At 62.8% G+C, this 18,627-nt stretch carries 17 protein-coding genes; 6 read left to right on the top strand and 11 right to left on the bottom strand.

Annotation, left to right across the window (positions count from 1 at the left end):
* Positions 1-46: 46 nt before the first annotated feature.
* The 4 genes from ACQ66M_RS03840 to ACQ66M_RS03855 form a co-directional block, all read right to left on the bottom strand.
* A complete protein-coding gene (locus ACQ66M_RS03840) occupies positions 47-721 on the bottom strand; it encodes an SOS response-associated peptidase (protein ID WP_430402006.1) in 675 nt (224 codons plus the stop codon).
* A 25-nt stretch (positions 722-746) separates the two neighbouring features.
* Positions 747-1,115, bottom strand: a complete 369-nt coding sequence (locus ACQ66M_RS03845; RefSeq protein ID WP_350170996.1) for a hypothetical protein — start codon at positions 1,113-1,115, stop codon at positions 747-749.
* A gap of 27 nt (positions 1,116-1,142) precedes the next feature.
* A complete protein-coding gene (locus ACQ66M_RS03850) occupies positions 1,143-1,979 on the bottom strand; it encodes a universal stress protein (protein ID WP_350170995.1) in 837 nt (278 codons plus the stop codon).
* An 87-nt stretch (positions 1,980-2,066) separates the two neighbouring features.
* Entirely contained in the window at positions 2,067-3,107 is a 1,041-nt protein-coding gene (locus ACQ66M_RS03855; protein WP_430402008.1) for a Glu/Leu/Phe/Val family dehydrogenase, read from the bottom strand.
* A gap of 279 nt (positions 3,108-3,386) precedes the next feature.
* On the opposite strand from ACQ66M_RS03855, the gene ACQ66M_RS03860 reads away from it, so the two are divergent.
* From ACQ66M_RS03860 to ACQ66M_RS03875, 4 genes are all read left to right on the top strand, one after another.
* On the top strand, positions 3,387-4,805 hold the full coding sequence (locus ACQ66M_RS03860; RefSeq protein ID WP_430402011.1) for a TrkH family potassium uptake protein: 1,419 nt from the start codon (positions 3,387-3,389) through the stop codon (positions 4,803-4,805).
* A 94-nt stretch (positions 4,806-4,899) separates the two neighbouring features.
* Entirely contained in the window at positions 4,900-6,807 is a 1,908-nt protein-coding gene (locus tag ACQ66M_RS03865) for a DUF3604 domain-containing protein (RefSeq protein ID WP_430402012.1), read from the top strand.
* 63 nt (positions 6,808-6,870) lie between these two features.
* Positions 6,871-7,707: a peptidyl-prolyl cis-trans isomerase gene (locus tag ACQ66M_RS03870; protein ID WP_430402014.1), complete on the top strand. Its 837-nt coding sequence runs from the start codon at positions 6,871-6,873 to the stop codon at positions 7,705-7,707.
* A complete protein-coding gene (locus tag ACQ66M_RS03875) occupies positions 7,704-8,675 on the top strand; it encodes a HupE/UreJ family protein (protein WP_430402016.1) in 972 nt (323 codons plus the stop codon). Before ACQ66M_RS03870 ends, ACQ66M_RS03875 begins: the two co-directional genes overlap by 4 nt.
* 105 nt (positions 8,676-8,780) lie before the next feature.
* On the opposite strand, the gene ACQ66M_RS03880 is transcribed toward ACQ66M_RS03875, so the two are convergent.
* Positions 8,781-9,605, bottom strand: coding sequence for a sulfite exporter TauE/SafE family protein (locus ACQ66M_RS03880; RefSeq protein WP_350174158.1), 825 nt, complete (start codon positions 9,603-9,605; stop codon positions 8,781-8,783).
* 32 nt (positions 9,606-9,637) lie between these two features.
* On the bottom strand, positions 9,638-11,347 hold the full coding sequence (locus ACQ66M_RS03885; protein WP_430402018.1) for an SUMF1/EgtB/PvdO family nonheme iron enzyme: 1,710 nt from the start codon (positions 11,345-11,347) through the stop codon (positions 9,638-9,640).
* A 192-nt stretch (positions 11,348-11,539) separates the two neighbouring features.
* Here ACQ66M_RS03885 and ACQ66M_RS03890 point away from each other — a divergent pair, with 192 nt between their 5' ends.
* Entirely contained in the window at positions 11,540-12,697 is a 1,158-nt protein-coding gene (locus ACQ66M_RS03890) for a hypothetical protein (RefSeq protein WP_430402020.1), read from the top strand.
* A gap of 2 nt (positions 12,698-12,699) precedes the next feature.
* Here ACQ66M_RS03890 and ACQ66M_RS03895 read toward each other — a convergent pair whose 3' ends face one another.
* The 5 genes from ACQ66M_RS03895 to ACQ66M_RS03915 all read right to left on the bottom strand — a co-directional run bounded on the left by ACQ66M_RS03895 (position 12,700) and on the right by ACQ66M_RS03915 (position 17,117).
* Positions 12,700-13,116: a DUF1489 family protein gene (locus tag ACQ66M_RS03895; RefSeq protein ID WP_430402022.1), complete on the bottom strand. Its 417-nt coding sequence runs from the start codon at positions 13,114-13,116 to the stop codon at positions 12,700-12,702.
* A gap of 10 nt (positions 13,117-13,126) precedes the next feature.
* Positions 13,127-13,846 (bottom strand): hypothetical protein, encoded by a 720-nt coding sequence (locus tag ACQ66M_RS03900; protein WP_430402024.1) that lies wholly within the window; start codon positions 13,844-13,846, stop codon positions 13,127-13,129.
* A gap of 146 nt (positions 13,847-13,992) precedes the next feature.
* Positions 13,993-15,273: an amidohydrolase family protein gene (locus tag ACQ66M_RS03905; protein ID WP_430402027.1), complete on the bottom strand. Its 1,281-nt coding sequence runs from the start codon at positions 15,271-15,273 to the stop codon at positions 13,993-13,995.
* Positions 15,270-16,679 carry an amidohydrolase gene (locus ACQ66M_RS03910; RefSeq protein WP_430402029.1) on the bottom strand — a complete coding sequence of 470 codons (1,410 nt, stop codon included), beginning with the start codon at positions 16,677-16,679 and terminating at the stop codon, positions 15,270-15,272. Before ACQ66M_RS03910 ends, ACQ66M_RS03905 begins: the two co-directional genes overlap by 4 nt.
* A gap of 81 nt (positions 16,680-16,760) precedes the next feature.
* A complete protein-coding gene (locus ACQ66M_RS03915; protein WP_430402031.1) occupies positions 16,761-17,117 on the bottom strand; it encodes a hypothetical protein in 357 nt (118 codons plus the stop codon).
* Between the two features lie 139 nt (positions 17,118-17,256).
* On the opposite strand from ACQ66M_RS03915, the gene ACQ66M_RS03920 reads away from it, so the two are divergent.
* Positions 17,257-18,624: an acyltransferase family protein gene (locus ACQ66M_RS03920; protein WP_430402033.1), complete on the top strand. Its 1,368-nt coding sequence runs from the start codon at positions 17,257-17,259 to the stop codon at positions 18,622-18,624.
* The last annotated feature ends 3 nt before the right edge of the window (positions 18,625-18,627 follow it).

An 18,627-nucleotide genomic window follows, 5' to 3' on the forward strand; every position in this document is an offset into this window, starting at 1 on the left:
CAGGGCCGGGCCGCATCGCGCGCCCGGCCTTTTCATTGGACCCGTCTCAGACTTCCGCGATCAGCTCAGGCGAATTGTTGCGAACGTTCCCGACAGCTGGCCCCACGGGCCAGGCGTGCATGGCGTCAGTGGGGAACGGTTCGAACAGGCGCGCCGGGTCGCCGGCGTCCGGATCAAGCCACAGGGCGTAATCGGCCGGGTCCACGATCACCGGCATGCGCGTGTGCAGGCCCGCCATCAGGTCATTCGGCCGTGTGGTCAGGATGGTGAAACTCTGGATTTCCGACCCGTCGATCAGGGCCGAATCCCACAGGCCCGCCAGGCAGAACCAGCGCCGGTTGCGCAGGCCGATGGCGAAGGGAATTTTCGCGCCTTTCGCGCCTGTCCATTCGTAGAAGCCGGATACCGGAACCAGGCAGCGCTTGTGCCGGTAGGCGCCCCGGAACACGGGCTTCTCGCCCGCCGTCTCGGCCTGGGCATTGAAGGTCGAGAATTTCATCTCCGACAGCGGCCTGGACCACCATGAGGGGATCAGTCCCCATCGGGCCGGGGCCATCTCCACCCTGTCGGCATGCTCGGCGCGCCGGATCACCGGCTGGACCGTGGTCGGGGCCGCATTATAAGTCGGCTCGGGCGGCGACACGCCGTCTGGCGCGACCAGGGCCAGCGCGTCATGGTATTCTGCCCAGGTTACCCCGTGCCTGAAGAACCGTCCGCACATCCGGCGCTCCTCTTCATGTGATCGCTCACACCAGGGAGACGTCTGTCACCTTGTAGGTCAAGGGCGTTTCGCCATGACTGGCGACAGTCACATACTCGCCTTCCTTGAAAACGTGCTCGCCCAGCCGGTATCCCGCCTCGTCATCGCCTTCATCGTCTTCGTCATAATGGAAGAACCAGCGATTGCCGCGATGGGTCAAAAGGCCGTCCGCATGCTCGGACTCATCGGCCGAAAAGCGCACAACCCGGCAATTCTTCCGCTCGGCCCGCCAGGCCTCCACGTCAAGGTGGCCGTCTGCTGTCAGCGGTGCGACCAGCGTATAGCCTTCGCCAGGATCGCCGCCGGGAAGGCCCGGATTGCGTGCAAGTTGCAGTATGATGCGGCTGAGAGCCATGGCCTGTCTCCTGTGTTGTCTGAAACGCTAGCGGGCCAGCGCGAGAACGGGCGCATGCGCCGCCTCGAGTAACCGCCGCGTCGTTCCGCCGAAAAGTTTTTCGCCAAGACGGGAATGTCCGTATGCGCCCGCAACGATCATGCACGCGCCGCTCCCCCTGGCCAGCGCCAGCAACCCGCTGCCGACATCGCCCTCAATCTCGGCAATCTCGGCTTTCACGTCATGGCGCTTCAGCCAGCTTTCAAGCGTGCCAGGTTCTGAGACCGGGCGCGCGGCGTCACGTTCCAGGTCCTTGGGCGCCTGCGCAATCACGACATGGCCCAGGGCGCGGATCAGTGGCAGGTGAAAGCGCACGGCACGCGCCGCGCCATTGCTGCCATCCCATGCGATGATGACCGGCCCGGCATCCTTGAACTCTTCTGTCCCCGCCAGCACGACAGGCAGGCGCGCATCCATCAGCACATGCTCAAAGGCGAGGTTAAGCGGCTCGCCGCCCTTCGCCGCAGAGCGCGGGAAGACGACAGCCTGCGCAAGGGTCGCGGCATTCGCGCTGGCGCGCTCCACCGTGTTCACCTCGTGGAAGAAGGTACAATCGAGCCCGTGCGCGCCGGTGCTTGAAGCGTCATGAAACGCTGTCTCGGCCGTCTCCTTCATCGCCAGTTGCAGATCGATAATGCTCTGCGCGGTCGATGCGGTCAGGCCGGAGGCTTCCGGTGTCGCCGCCACCATCAGCACAGCATTTGGGTCCGGCAGGGCAAACAGGCCCGTGACGGGCGTGTTCAGCCGCCGGGCCAGTTCAACGGCTGTCAGGGTCGACTGGCGATCCTGCGCTTCGGTTCCTTGCAGTACGGCAACAACGGACATGGGATATCGACCTCCAGGCAACGGATGCTTTGCAACTTGAATGCAGTCTAACATCCCTCCCGCCTGCGGCGAACTACGCAGATTCCCCTATCGGGCGGCCGCGATCCGTTCGCGTGCAATCGTGTCGGCCACGACATTTGTCGGCTTGCCGCTGCTCAATGCCTCGTCCAGCACGTCGCCCAGCGTCTGGACAAGCCGGCCGAGTTTGGCATCGACCCATTCGCGCGAATAGTTGCCGGATATCTCGGCTGCCACATTGATGATGCCGCCGCCATTGATGACATAATCCGGCGCATAAAGGATGCCCTTGCGCCGCAGGAGCTCGCCCATTTCCGGCACAATGAGCTGGTTGTTCGCGCCGCCGGCAATGGCCTTCACCCGGAACCGTTCCAGCGTCTGCTCGTTGACGATCGCGCCGAGCGCGCAGGGCGCAAAGATATCGGCCTCGACATCATAGATTTCGTCCGGCCCGACAATCCGGGCCCCTGTCCGGTCGGCCACGGCTTTCAGTGCCGCCTGGTCAATGTCCGTGATGATCAGGCTGGCACCGGCCTTGGCCAGGTGGTCGCACGTATAGCCCCCGACTGAGCCGACCCCCTGCACCGCCACGGTCCGCCCCGTCAGGTCACTGCTGCCCAGCGCCCGCTTCGCCGTTTCCACGATGCCCAGGAAAACGCCCTTCGCCGTGATCGGCGACGGGTCGCCACTCGCCGCTTCACCATGATCAAGCCCGGCCACATAGGCGGTTTCCTGCCGCACGATCTCCATGTCGGCCACATCGATCCCGACATCCTCGGCGGTGTAATAGCGCCCCTGCAGGCTTTCCACGGCCCGGCCGAACGCGCGGAACAGGTCTGGCGACTTGTCGGTGCTGGCATTGCCCCAGATCACCGCCTTGCCGCCGCCCAGCGGCAGATCCGCCATCGCATTCTTGTAGCTCATGCCCTGGCTGAGGCGCAGCACGTCTTTGAGCATGGCCTCGCCATTGGCAAAATCCCACATGCGTGTGCCGCCGGCCGCCGGGCCGCGCGCCGTGGAGTGAATGGCGATAATCGCCCTCAGTCCGCTTTTTGCGTCATGGAAAAGGTGCACGCCCTCATGGGCATCATAGGCGGGGTGATCGAACATGGAGAAATCGCATCTGGTTACGGATGAAACAATATGCGGCGTTTAGGTTCTTGTTTCCCTTGCGTCAACAATATCGCCGCGTCACACCCCCTCTGGCCCAATCCTTGCCTGATTGCTACCCACCAGGCTGCCGCCTTGCTGACACCCTCTCACACACTGCCGAAACTGCGTCTGGAAACGACTTGTTAACCCCCGGAAAATTGACACCTTCTCAGGATTTGCCGCGTATCTTCCGCGCGTAATATGCAGCTTCGCCCCGTCCTCCTTGCCATCGGCATCATGACCATCCTGCTCGGGGCGGCGATGATTCCGTGCGCGCTGATGGATCTGGCCGACCGCCGGCCCGAAGCCCACGTCTTCGCGGTGTCGTCATTCGGCTCGATGTTCATCGGCACATGCCTCTGGGTACTTGCCCGCGGCGGAGACCAGCGCACGGGCCAGCGTGAGGCATTCCTGCTGACAGTGCTGGTCTGGGTATTCCTGCCCGCCGTCGCGTCCATCCCCTTCCTGGCATCCGGCATGTCGATCACGGACGCCTTCTTCGAATGCATTTCCGGACTCACCACAACCGGCGCCACCGTCCTGACGGGCCTCGACGACATGCCGCGCGGCCTGCTGCTCTGGCGCGCGATCCTGCAATGGTTCGGCGGCATCGGCATTATCGTTACCGCGATTGCCATCCTGCCCCAGCTGCGCGTCGGCGGCATGCAGCTCTTCGAGCTTGAAAGTACCGACATTTCGGGCAAGTTCCTGCCGCGCATCACCGATATCGCGGCCTATCTCGGCTTCACCTATCTGCTGATCTCGATGGTTTGCGCCCTCGCCTATTCGCTATCAGGCATGAACTGGTTCGATGCCATCGCACACTCGATGACCACCATGTCGGCGGGGGGCTTTTCCACGCACGACATGTCGTTCGGATATTTCAACGATACCCCGGCGCCCTACGTCGCCACCTTCTTCATGTTCGTCGCGGGCCTGCCGCAAAGCCTGCTGGCCATGATGCTGCTCCAGGGCCGGATCATGCCAATGATCCGCGACCCCCAGCCGCGCGTCTATCTGGCCATCGCGCTGATCCTGAGCGTTATCGTCGTGACCTATCACGAACTGGTCGTCGACCCGAGCATGTTCGACTCAGCCCTTCACGCCTTCAAGGACGCGCTCTTCAACATCATTTCGGTGATGACCGGCACCGGATACGCCTCGGCCCCCTATGATACCTGGGGCGAACCGGTCCTGACCATCTTCCTCCTGGCTACCTTTCTCGGCGGCTGTGCCGGCTCGGCGGCGTGCGGACTGAAAATGTTCCGGCTCGAAATCACGACAAAGGCCATCATCGCCTATTCCCATCGCATGACGATGCCCCACCGCCGCGCGCCCGTCCGCTATGGCGGCAAGGTCGTCGATGAAGAGACGCTCCAGTCGGTCATGGTGTTTGTCTTCCTTTATCTCGTCACGTTCCTCGTCGCCGCCGCGCTCCTTGCCCTGTGCGGACTGGATGCGATGACGGCCATTTCCGGGGCGGCCACAAGTGTCTCGAATGTCGGCCCGGGCCTTGGCCCCATTATCGGCCCCTCCGGCACGTTCCAGACCCTGCCCGATGCTGCCAAGTGGATCTGCGCCATCGCCATGCTGCTTGGCCGTCTCGAGTTCATCTCGGTCTTCGTCGTGCTGACCCGCCGCTTCTGGGCAGGATGATTTTTCACCCCGCGTCAATCTGGACTTCGGCACCATTCCCTGAACATATGGCACAGACGGTGCCACTAGAGTGCCGATGGGAGGAATTGTAAAAATGTGGAAAGCCCTGACGCTCGCCTCAACCGCTCTGGCGCTTGTCGCCTGCAGCGGAAACAAGGATGAAACCGTACCGGCCGAACAGGCAGCGGCGCCGGAAAACACGGCCCCTGAAGACGCCACGCCAGGCTATAATGCGGAACGAAACGCCTATTTCGGCGACATGCACATCCACACACGCAACAGTTTCGATGCCTATATCTTCAACGTCCGCCGCACTGCCGACGACGCCTATCGATTCGCTAGGGGCGAGACGATCAAGCACCCCTCCGGCTTCGACATGACCATTGCCGGTGGCCCGCTCGACTTCTACACTGTGACCGACCACGCCGAATACCTGGGTGTGCTGCCGGCCATGAATTCCAAGGATTCGCCGCTCTCGCAGCTGCCCCGCGCCAAGGCCATGTTCTCCACCGACCCTGACAGCATCACGGCCGCCTTCCAGGGCGTCGGCGCGTCGGTGCGGTCCGGGGAAAAAATCGAGGACATGTATGATGAGCCGCTCATAAATTCGGTCTGGGCGCAAAACATCGCGGCCGCCGAACAATATAATGAACCAGGCGTCTTCACGACCTTCTCCGCCTACGAGTTCACATCCGTGACATCCCAGGGCGGCACAGGCGGGTTCGGCGGCGGCAACCTGCATCGCAACGTCTTCTTCCGCGGTGAAGCGCCCGCACGCGCCTTCTCGACCCTCGACTCCACCAATCCGGAAGACCTCTGGGACTGGATGGATGCGCAACGTGCAGAGGGGCGCGAATCCATTGCGATCCCGCACAATCCGAATGTCTCCGATGGCCAGATGTTCCGGCTCGAAACCTATACCGGCGAGCCCCTTGATGCCGCCTATGCCGAGCAGCGGATGCGCAACGAACCACTGGTCGAAGTCACGCAGGTCAAGGGCACCAGCGAGACCCACCCGGACCTGTCCCCGAATGATGAATGGGCCAATTTCGAACTCTATGAGGAATTGCTGGCTACCAATACCGTGTCGAAAACCAGTGGATCCTATGCCCGCGAAGCCTATCGCAACGGCCTGAAGCTTCAGGAAGAACGCGGGTTTGATCCCTTCCGCTTCGGCCTGACCGCCGCCTCGGACAGCCATGTGGCGGGCGGCGCCTACGCCGAAGAGGATTACTGGTCCAAAATCGGCATCGTCGACGGCCTGCCCTTCCAGCGCGGATCGGTGCCGATGCCGGGCGTGACGGACTGGGCAAACCAGCCTGACAATCAGACAGCACAGAACGCGCAGCATTGGTTCTCGCGCTGGTCGGCCTCCGGCCTTACCGGCGTCTGGGCCGAAGAGAATACGCGCGACGCCCTCTTTGACGCCTTCCGCCGCAAGGAAACCTTTGCAACCACCGGCCCGCGCATGAAGGTCCGCTTCTTTGGCGGCTTTGGCTATTCGCCCGACATGCTGGATGCACCGGACCTGGCGACGCAGGCCTATGCCGGCGGCGTCTCCATGGGCGGCGACCTTGTTGGCGCAGGCGAGGCACCGAACTTCATTGTCTGGGCCATGCAGGATGCCAGTTCCGCGCCGCTCCAGCGCATCCAGGTGGTGAAAGTCACCAGCGGCAGCGAAACAGTCTATGATGCGGCCTGCTCCGGCGGCGCAGTGCCCGGCAGCAATCACCGCTGTCCCGACAATGGCGCCAGTGTCGACATTGCAAGCTGCAGCACGACGCCCGGCAGCGGCGCAGGCGAACTGAAGGCCTTGTGGACCGATCCGGACTTCGACCCTGCCCGGCGCGCAACCTATTATGTGCGCGTGCTTGAAAACCCGACCTGCCGCTGGTCAACATGGGAAGCCAATCGCAATGGCACGCCGCCAAACCCGGACCTGCCCACCACCTTGCAGGAACGCGCCTACAGCTCACCCATCTGGTACATACCGCCCGCCTAGATGATCTGTCAGACCAGGCTCAGGCCCCCCACCTGACTTCGAACACGTGATGCGCTCACCCACATGAAAACCCTGCTCCGCGAACCCCTCGTGCATTTCATCCTTGTCGCCCTGCTCATTTTTGCAGGCCATGCGGTCTGGACATCCCATTCAGCAGCGCGTGAGGGCACGATCACGGTCACCGAGGCAGACATGCAGCGCATGGCCGCACTCTATGCTGCCGAATCCGGCACGCTGCCGTCTCCCGAAGACATGGCGGCCATGGTGACAGACCATGTCCGCGACGCGGCATTGTCGCGCGAGGCGCGCCGGCTCGGGCTTGATCAGGACGACACGATCATCGAGCGCCGCCTCGCTCAGAAGATGAGCTTCATGGTCTCCGACCTTGCCGATACGCCCGCGCCGGACGAGGCCACATTGCGGGCATGGTATGACGCCCACCCTGCCACCTACACGACCGCGCCGAACGTGACCTTTGAGCACGTGTTCCTCAGCACCGACCAGCGCCCCGCAACCTGGCAGGCCGACGCAACCAATCTGCTGACCACCCTCAACGCCCCCTCGCCCCCCGACTGGCGCACCCTCGGCGACCCGTTCATGCTGCAGCGCGCCTATGGCGATCTCCCCATGCGCGAAACCATTCGCCTGTTCGGGGCAGACTTTGCCGGCGCCCTCTTTGCGCTTGATGCCGGCGACGCCTGGCAGGGGCCCGTCGCGTCCTCGTTCGGCCAGCATCTGGTCCACCTTGCCACGAAGGATCCCGGCCATCTGCCCGCCTTTGAAGATGTCCGTGCGCAGGTCGAGGCAGACTGGCGAAAGCATATCCAGCGCACAGCCAATGAGCAGGCGATTGCCGATATCATCGGGCGCTACAAGGTCGACATTGAAGGCGCCGAATGAACCGCCTCCTGCTTGCACTCCTCGTCCTGTTCGGCATCGCCTTGCCTGCCGCCGCGCACGAGGTTCGTCCAGCCTATCTCGAACTGGTCGAAACCGAACCTGGCCGCTTCGCCGTCACCTGGAAACAACCCATACTCGATGGCCGGCGCCTGAAGCTCGACCCGGTTTTCCCGGACGGATGCACGCGCGAGCGTGACCGCGCCGAAGCGGGTGCCGGAACGCTGGTACAGCGCTGGGATTTGCGCTGCGACCTGTCAGCCGGCCATATCGTGATCGAGGGGCTGGAGCGCACACTGACTGATGCCTTTGTCCGCGTGGACCGCCTTGCCGGAGACGATCTCTCGGCGGTCCTGCGGCCAGGCGCGCTGCAGCTCGACCTGTCGGTTCCCACAGGCGCGCCGACAGCGGCCTATTTCCGGATTGGCGTCGAACACATCATCTTCGGATACGATCATCTCCTCTTCGTGCTGGGCCTCGTCCTGCTGGTGCGTCCCCGCCAGCTGCTCGCCACGGTCACGGCGTTCACGCTCGCCCATTCCATCACGCTCGCCGCGGCCTCGCTGGGCGGCATCATCCTGCCCGGGCCACCCGTCGAGATCACGATCGCAATGAGTATCGCCCTGCTCGGCGCCGAAGCGATCTATCGCAGCCGGGGCCGTGAGACGCTCAGCCAGCGCAAGCCATGGCTCATCGCGTTCGGGTTCGGACTGATCCACGGGTTTGGCTTTGCCGGGGCCCTGTCGGAAATCGGCTTGCCCAGGGGGGCAGAAATACTGGCCCTGCTGCTGTTCAATCTCGGTGTTGAAGCCGGCCAGGTCGCCTTTGTCTGCGCGATCCTTCTGGTAGCCTACCTCGCCACCCGCCTCGCCCGTCTCCCGCTTGCGCCAGCCCGCCATGTCGCGGCATACATGATCGGCATTATCGGCGCCTTTTGGGCAATCGAGCGCATCGTCAATGTCCTCGTCTGACGCCTAAAGCGGCGTGCCGAAAAGTGGACCCGGCTTTCGGGGACACGCCGCGACCAATAGGTAATTCCGGATCAGCGTGCTGGTTCTTGGAATCAGCACGCTGATCTAGAGACCCAGCGCCTTCCACAACATCCGTGCGGCCACCAGTGACAGCAGCACCGCGAAGGACCGCCGCAACAAGGCCGCATCCATCTTGTGCGCCAGCTTCGCCCCGACCGGCGCCATCATGACCGTGAACACCGAGATCAGCGCGAACGCCGCAATATTCACATGGCCCAGAGAGAAGGGCGGCAGCCCCTCCCGGCCCCATCCGATCACAATGGCTGCCAGCGCGGAGGGCAACCCGATCAGGACGCCCCAGCCGGCCGCCGTGGCAACGGCCCGGTGGATCGGCCGGCCATAGAGCGTCATCAGGCTGACCCCGAACGTGCCGCCGCCAATTCCCATCAGGGCCGACAGGGTGCCAATCGCCATGCCAAGCCCCCCGCGCACTGCGCCGCCCGGCATCTCCTCTGCCAGCCGCCAGGTCGGGCGGCCAAAGAATAATTGCGCCGCCAGGACAAAGGCCATGGTGCCAAAGATGCCCAGCAGGGCCCGGTTGGAAAGAAAGCCGCTCAGCCCCATGCCCACCAGTGCCCCAATGACGATCCAGGGCGCCCAGGACGTGATGATATCCCAGTCAACGGCCTTGTGCCTGTTATGCGCCATCACGCTGCGTATCGAAGTCAGCACGATGGTCGCCAGCGATGTCGACACCGCGACATGCATGGCGGTCTGGCCATAGCCCATCCCGTCAAAGAGGAAATACAGCACGGGCACGATTACCGCGCCGCCACCAATGCCGAACATGCCCGCAGCAAGGCCGGCCATCAGGCCGGACACAACCAGAGCCAGCAGGAGCGGCCAGTACTGCAGGAACAAATCGATCATGCCTTGCGCTTAGCGGCCTCGCCCTGAACTGGCTAGGGCTTTGCGTCCGACGATACGACGCGAAATCCGATCTTGCGGTCGCGCGTTCCCCGAGACACGCGGGCCCGGTTCGCGGCCCTGTGGGTTGCAGCATTGTCTGACCATGCGCCGCCCCGGATGATGCGCAGGTCGCAACTGCCCGTCAGAACGGCGCTGCCATCGGTCGGCGCGTTGCTGTAATTGTTCACGTAGCAGTCCTCCACCCATTCACGCACATTACCCAGCGTACCCACCAGGCCATAGGCGTTCTCAGCCATACCTGACGATGCCTTGGGACCGCCAGCGGAGACCATGGTCCGGTCGAATGCATCCCCCCACCAATAGGCCGTCTGTGTGCCGGCGCGCGCGGCATATTCCCATTCCGCTTCGGTCGGCAGGCGGTAGGTTCGCCCCGCTTTTCCCGACAGCCAGTCAACATAATTCTGGGCGTCACGCCATGAGATCGACATGGCCGGCATCTCGCCGCGTTCGCCCGTGTCGCCCGGGCGATACCCATTGCAGCCGCCATCCGCGAGACAGGCATCCCAGTCGGCATAAGTAATCTCGCTGCGGCTCATGACGAATGGCGCCACCGTGACGCTGCGAACAGGCCCTTCATTCCCAACCCGGCCGGGTTCTGAATCCGGTGACCCCATCTGAAATGTCCCTCCGGGAACTGCCACCATTTCGGGGCAGATAGAGCAATCGCGTTGCGGACCGGTTTGCACAGGCTCCGGCGCGGCCACAATTTCTTCAGATGGCTCGACAAAAGCCACCTCCGTCAGCACGGCGTCTGCAAATTCGGTCTCGGCCACAGCCAACGTGTCATCACGAGCGACAGTCTCCGCCTCGGCAATATCGACCATGGCTGGTTCAACCGGGTCCATGGCCTGCTCGGCAACGGTCTCGGTCGCTTCAACATCCGAAGGCAATAACAGGCTCACACCCCAGCCTGCCCCAACCAGGAGAACGACGCCGCCGGCGATCAGCGCCAGCATGGATAGTCTGCGCTGACGCGCCAGCGCCTGTGTTGCCGGCCGGGTGGGTGCCTTTTCGACAGGTGCGGCTGCGATCACGGGTTCGGGCGTCTTCGCCTTCGCTTTGGCCTCAAGGGCAGCAAGGCGATTTCTGGCGAGGTCAGAATAGTGGCCCGCCGGGTAGCGCTTGAGGTAGGCGGCGAAATCTGCCGCATCGGTTGAGGACTGGATCGACATCCAGAACGTGTTCTCGATCGTACCATCATCGGATAGCGAGCGCGCGGGCGCTACGGGTGCAGACGCCGTGTCGGCGGCCGGCCTGGCGGTTACCGCCTGCTCAGTGGTTTTGGCCGCCTTTCGCGTGATCGCGTGACGCAGGTCGGTCACAAAATCATTCCACCTTTGTTCGGTCCGGTCCCCATCCCACCCGATCAGGTCTGCTGTCTGCGTCAGTTCAAACAGGATCGGTCTGTCAGCCTCCTCGATCATGGCCGGCACAACGGCCGAATAGCGTTCGCCCAGTGTTGCCTCGGCACGTACCCATCTTGATTTGACCGAGACAGTGGACCAGAGCACGACCACGACATCGGCCTGGCGCAGCATGCCTTCGGTTACTTCGTCATAGGTCTGGCCAGCCTTGAGCACCTTGTCCCACCAGACCGTCAGGCCCTCTTCCTCGAGCGCTGCAGCGACCTGCTGGGCTTTGGGCCTGTCCACGCGGCTATAGGAAAGAAAAACACTGGCCATGCACGTCCCCAGGCAGGCAGTCTCCCGGAACATCAGGAAGGCCCGCTAAGCATCCACGATGACACAGTTTTTTTGGTTAGCCAAACGCCGTTGAAAATCACGAACGGCCATTGCAATCGGCCCGGGTCCAAAGCAGGATCAGCCGTGCTGGCTCGCGCATTCTAGTTTGCGCAGTGCAGCCGGGGGCGCGGCATGTTCAGATTCAATGACGAGCTGCTGCTCAGCGAAAGCGACCGTAAACTTGCGGAAAAAAGGTACCCGCGCGTATTTTTTGCCCTTGACCATCCTGCCCTGCGTGAAGAATTCCAGCGCGTGGACAGACTGGCAAACGCTGCCAAGAAGCGCAGCCGGCTGATCGGATGCCTCACACTCGCCTTCGCCGTCGCGTCCCTGCTGACGTTTCCGCTTGAACCGCTGATCGCATCGGTCTCGGGAGATACGATCACCTCCATCAGCCTCTTCAAGGCCATCGCGGTCATCGGTGCCGTCTGCGGTGTGCTGGCCATCATCTTCGGCAATATCGGGCTTGCCTTCGGTCAGGCCAAACGCCGCTGGTTGCAGATGCGGCTCAAGACTGAGCGGATGCGCCAGTGGCAGGCGCAATACATCACCGCCCACATGGCCGACATTGTAACCGCCGCCAGGTCCGAAGCCGCGATTGCCGACTATGTCGATACGCGCGATCTCGCCTTTGAACGCTTCAAGCGGTCTTTCCTTGACCAGATCAGCAGCGAATACACCAAGTACACGCACCGCCAGGCGGTCGGGCACATGGGCCAGACCATGGTCGACAAGGCGGGTCAGCAGGCCTTCTGGATCGATCCGGCCTGGGCCCGGGCGGCGGCCCGCAAGCTTCCGCCCGACCCGGAAGGCATCCTGGACGAAATCCTCTCGGCCTGCGAGGAGACCCGCCTGCTGGGCCAGGTGCAATACACCAATTATATCCTGTCGTCAGAGGGCTCTTTCTGGTCGCTGCCGCGCAAGCAGATCAGCATTCTGGGCAATATAATGTTCGCACTCGTGTTGCTGGCATTCCTGTCCAACTTCCTCGCCCTCCTGGTCGCAATATGGCCCGTCCAGCCGATCAACCAGACGGTCGCCGCCTCATTCGCCATCATCTTCGCGATCCTTGCCGTCGGCACGCGTTCGATCGAGGAAGGCCTCCATCCCCAGCGTGAACTGGCCCGCATGGACCTTTACGCTGCGCAGGTGAACACCGCGCGCCAGCAATTCATTTCCAGCAATTCGCCGGCCCGCAAGATGGATGCGCTGAAATCGCTGGAGAAGGCCTCAACCGACGAGATGATTGAATTCCTCGACGCCAATGAACATGCCCGCTTCGTTCTCTGATCCTACCAGACGCCCGCCTGTTTGAGGGCGGCGTCAAGGTCAGGCGGGATATCCAGCGCCACATCACCGGTCTTCAGGTCGCGCGGTGCGTCGGCAGGCTTCAGGTAGCGCCAGCCCTGGAAGGGGCGTTTGGCCTGCGCATAGGTCCGCACCAGGTTCGGGTCGAACACCAGTTCACACATGGCGCGGCCTTCATCATCCGCGATCGCCCGGATATCGATGATGCGCTGGCGGACGCGGATCGCCCGCCTGATCACCCAGTAGATCGAACCGCCATCCAGCATTTCCTCAGCCCGCTTGGGAGACATGCGGGTATGATGGACCGGGTTGTCGAGACGTTGCATCTGCCGGGCCTGCCAGTCGGCAAGGTCTTCGACCGTGTCGGACCCTACGCTCAGTTTCACCATGTGAATCGTCATGCGGGCGAGTCTAGCGCGCCAGCCCGCCCAATCCAGTCATCAATTGCGGCTGGACGGTCCGTCCCTGCTCGAAATCGCGCTGGGCGGCCGCGCTGGCAAAGAAGAACTCAGCCTGAACCACATTGGCTGAATAGCGCCGCTCGATCTTGCGGAATGCGGCGCGCGCCTCCAGTTCGACCGAAAAGCCGGACACGTAGCTCATGCCCCAGCGCGGCTCGGTCCGCAGGAAATAGCTCTGATTGTACCGGGTCAGCTTGCCGCCTTCCGGGCCGGGCACCGGGCGTGGCAAGGCATAGTCGATCCGCAGGAACCGCTCGCCGACCGGATCGAGCCAGGCCGTCGCCTGCAGCCGCTCGGCAGCCCAGACATCGAATTCGCCATCATTTTTCGACGGCGCATGCCGGAACGATATCTGCCAGGCATGCCCCCGGTCATCGACCTGAACCGTGCGGCCAAGACTGGCACGAAGGTCATCCGGGAACAGGCGTCCGTCGGGTGCCGCTTCGGCGGCCCAGTTCGCGGCCACCTCCTCAAGCTCATCGTCCTCGCCCTGCCAGTCCAGCACTTTCCACCGCTCGGCGCCATACTTGCGCGGGTCAAAGGCATAGACACGCCGGGCCCGGTCGCTTTGCAACTCCACCGTAAAGGCGGCCCGCAGGGTTTTCGGGGCCTCGGTCGCAGACAGGGCCGTGTCCATGGGACCGGAACCGGTCACCAGCGAAAACGCCATGAACAAGGCAAGCCACATAGACAACACCATCCCGTTTGCACTTCGAACCCAGTTTGCGGCAACCTTGCGGCAGAACGGTCAAAAGCGTGATTGGCGGCCAGTCTAGGCCACCAGGGATTTATGGGAGTTGAACAAAACGACGCATATCAGGGTTTGACATAGGCGAGCGGCCGCGTGCTCTCATCAAGGTTCAGGTAGCGATCGCGCAATTGCGTCTGGCGTGTCGTGAGCGACTGCACCTTGCCATCAATCATCACCACGTCCGGGTTTGACGTCACGTCCAGCGGGTCGCCATCCCAGACCACGATATCGGCGCGTGCGCCGGGGCCGATCACCCCGAGGCCCCGCAGGCCGAATATCTGCGCCGGATGGGTTGTCAGCGCCTTCATCGCATCCTCATGCGACAGGCCATTGGCAACCGCATTGCCCGCCACCTGCGTCGACAGGCGCGCCTGGTGACTGGAACTGCCCAGATGCGCAATCGCGACGGTCACACCCGCCTCCACCAGGCGGGAGGCATTTTCCGCTGTCGCACCAAGCTGTTCAAAGCTGGCCGGCAGGTTGGAAAACGCGTCGACAATCACCGGGATGCCGGACGCCGCCAGCCGGGGCGCCACACGCCAGCCTTCGTCTGCGCCAACAATCGCGATCCGGAGGTCTCGATTGGCCTCGGCAAAGTCCATGATCGCATTGAGATCGCTTGCCTTCTGCGCCTCGATCAGGATCAGCTGATCGCCGCGCGCCGCCCGTACCAGCGCCGCCGCATCGACGCGGCCGAGCGCGGTGCCTTCATTGCTGGCCAGGTAGCGCGCCGGATAGGCCCGCGCATCGTCCAGTGCGGCCCGCAACTGCGCCCAGGCTGCCGGGCGTGATCCCCCGGCCAGCGCGGCGCCGCGTTCGCCCAGTGACATGAACAGGAATGCCTTGCGCGAGATGTCCGTATCGGCCTCGCCGCTTGTGTCAGCAACAAAGCCCTGCCCCGCAAACAGGTTTGCACTTGCAGACGGGGCGACCGCGATCCGCGTAAACCCCTCGATCCGCGTCACCGCGACGGATGTGGCGTCAGGATTGAACCCGTCAGCGGCGTCCAGTGCGACCGAATAGTCAGACCCGCTCGCAGAGATATCATTCGTCGCATCTTCTGCGTCGACTTCAACGATGCCCGTGCGCGAGAATGCCGAAATCAGGCCCGGGGTCACCCATTTCCCGCTCGCATCGACGATTGACGCGTCCACCGGGACGGGAGATCCGGCCGGGTTGACGGAAACGACCCGGCCATTGTCTACCAGGACGACCCCTTTGGAAATCGTGCCCTCACTTGTGCCTGTCCAGATGTCACCGCCCACAATGGCGATGGGCCTGGCAAAGGCCGGCAGGGCCAGGCAGGCGGCGGCGGCCAGAAGGCTGGCAATACGTTGCGCGCTCATTTCATGTCTCCTTCACCCGGTTGGCCAAGCTCGAAATCCATGACGGGCCGGCTCGCTTCATCGCTGCGGTCATACATCAGTGCCCCATCAATGAAGACCTGGTCGGCCTTGCTATAGACGCTGAACGGATTACCGGACCAGATCACGACATCGGCCATCTTGCCCGGCTCCAGGCTTCCGGTCCTGTCGGCAATACCCAGTGATTTCGCCGGATTCATCGACAGCCATTGCCAGGCTTCCTGTTCGGGAATGTTGATCCCGATCCGCTTGCCGTCAGCCCAGGCCTTGGCCGCTTCCTGGTTGAGGCGCTGGATGCCGATATCGCTGTCTGAGTGGACAATCGCGCAGGCGCCCGCCTTGTGGACCAGCGGGACATTCTCCTTGATCCCGTCATAGGCTTCCATCTTGAAACCCCACCAGTCGGCCCACATGGATGAACAGGCGCCGTATTCGGCGAGCTTGTCGGCGATCTTGTAGCTCTCGACAGCGTGGTGGAAGGCGGTGACCTTGTAGCCAAACTCCTTCGAGATATCCATGACCTGGGCCATTTCGTCTGCGCGGTAGCAATGCATGTGGACAAGGATGTCGCCATCCAGAACACCTTTGAGCGTGTCGAGCTCAAGGTCGCGGGTCGGGGCGTCGCCACCCTCCTTCGCGTATTTTTCCCATTTGCGCTTGTAGTCCGCCGCACGGATCCACGACTCGCGATACCCGGCGACATTGCCCATGCGCGAATAGGGCGAGCCGCCGGGATACTCCCCGCCGCCATAGCCATAGACCCGTTTCGGGTTCTCTCCGCAGGCCATTTTCAGCGTATAGGGCGCGCCTGGAAACTTCATGCCCTGAACCGTGCGGCTCGGCACGTTCTTCAATGTAACACCCCGGCCGCCAAACAGATTGGCGCTGCCCGGCAGGATATGCAGGGACGTGATGCCGCCCGCCATCGCCCGCGTAAAGCCAGGGTCCTGCGGCCAGACACCATGCTCGGCCCAGACCTCGGCCGTCACCGGTCCGGAAATCTCGTTGCCGTCACCATGCGCGTCGACACTCGGTGAGGGGTAGACGCCAAGATGGCTGTGATTGTCGATAATGCCGGGCGTGACCCACCGGCCTTCGGCGTCAATCCGAGTCACATCTTCGGGCAGTTCAAGCTCGGTGCCGATGGCCGCCACTTTGCCATTCCGGATCAACAGGCTGCCCTTCTCGATCAAGCCGCCTGTGCCGTCGATAATGGTGGCATTCTCGATGAACACAGCGCCATTGGGATAGGGTTCATAGGTCGACGGAAACGGGTTCGTCGGTATCGATGCCTTGTCGTTCTTGTCCTTGTCGGCGGAGCCCTGACCACCACAGGCCGCTACAAGCAGCGCCGCACACAGTGCGCCCGCCATCGGAAATCGGTTCATCTGCATCAGCCCCATTAACTGCAATATCTATTGCAGCATTTGTGCGCAGATTTTATCCGGCGGCAAGGCCTGCGCGGCTGTTCAGCGCCGGGATCGTGGCATGACGCGCTTTTCGCGGGCAAAAACCAGCTTCATCAGCCAGTTGGGGGCAAACCGCTCCACGTCCGGGTGACGCTTCAGCACGCTCTCCATCCAGCGATGGCCCCAGACCGAATTGCGGCCCAGCAGGATCACGCCCAGGACGCCGAACGGCAGGCCGATCGGGATCAGGGGCGTCAGCAGGCCGATGGGGATCGACAGGGCTATCATGAACAGGCCAATCAGGGCCAGTACCTGGCGAAAGGCGGTGTTGAAGCCGGTGCGGATGGCGACAGCAGGCTTGGCGCCTGTCAGGGGATCGGTCGTTTCGGTCATTGGAGTCGTTTCGTCGTCAGCCATTTGCGGTGATATGGGTGTGAATCTGCGTTTGGGCAACGAAATCATGCGGATGTGTTCAAAGTCTGGCAACAGCGTTACCCGATTGCTACAAACGTGAAAATTCTTGCTGTCATATGCGGGAACTGTGCATGAGGACGGCATGAAATTACAGTCCATCCAGATCCTGCGCGGCATCGCGGCATTGCTGGTTGTCGTATACCATATCCGCGCCATGGAAATGCTGGCTATCGGGAATAATGGCCTCTCCGAATTGCCACTGCTGAACAGTTTCGTGACCAATGGCTATGCCGGAGTAGACCTGTTCTTCGTGATCTCCGGTTTCATCATGGTCTATGTCACCGACGGCCTGCGCTCCGGTGTGAAATCGAGCCTCGAATTCCTGTTCGCCCGCGTGACGCGCATCTATCCGCTCTGGTGGGTATTCGCCAGCCTGATGACCCTCATGTTCGTCGCCTACAACGCCACGAGCTTCGGAGCCGGATGGGACCGCGTCAGCCAGGGTCAGCCCATGATCCCCTACTTGATCAAATCCTTCATGCTGGTGCCGCAGAACGCCCATCCCGTGCTCGGCGTCGGCTGGACCCTGATCCACGAGATGTATTTTTACGCCGCCTTCACGCTGATGATCCTGGTGCCCCGCCGGTTCTGGCTCTGGATATTGCTGGCATGGGGCAGCATCATTGCCGGCGGCTCGTTCTTCGGCCTAACCAGGACGTTTGCCTCCGACCTGAGCGCGCTTGTCTTCTATCCGATGACCATGGAATTCATCATGGGCGCCGTGGTCGGCCTCGCCGTCAGTTCCGGCATCGCCTGGCGCAGCGGCATCCTGACCCTTGTGGCAACGCTCTGGCTCGTCGCCGCGCTCACCTTCCAGGGCGTCGATGACGCCAACCTGATGATGTGGGGCCGCGTCGTCTGGTTTGGCCTGCCCTGCACGCTTCTCGTCTACGGGTTCGCCACGCTCGAACTGTCCAACCGGCAGGCCTGGCTGGTCCCGGCCTTTTCCGGCGCCATCGCCGCCTGCCTGATCAGCCTGCTCTACAATGTCTTCGCTGACAGCACCGCAACCGACCGCTTCGGCGCAGCCATCATGTCAGCTGTCGTAGGCGCTATCGCGATGATGATCGTGCTCTGGACGGGCTGGCTCGGGGGCCAGGCGATGCCGGATCGTGTAAACGCCGTCGCGCCGCGGATGCAGGGTATCTATCGCAGCCTGGCGCGGCTTGGAGACTGGTCGTTCTCGCTCTATCTCTGCCACCCGCTCCTGTTCGCTCCGGTTCGGCTCGTATTCGCGCCCCTCGGCGAAGTGGACGCGCTCGCGCCGGTATTCCAGGTCGGCCATCCCGGACCGTTCGACAATATCGCCTTCTACGCCGTCTCGCTCGTCTCCGCGATCCTTGTCGCCGCCCTGGCTTACCGCTTCATTGAGCGCCCGATGATCATCGGCTTCGGCAAACTGCGCGAACGCCAGTTCCACGCCCGCCCCGCGGCCGTCACTGCCGAATAGGCC

The organism is Hyphomonas sp. (genome assembly GCF_965284475.1).
In the GTDB taxonomy this organism is placed as follows: Bacteria; Pseudomonadota; Alphaproteobacteria; order Caulobacterales; family Hyphomonadaceae; genus Hyphomonas.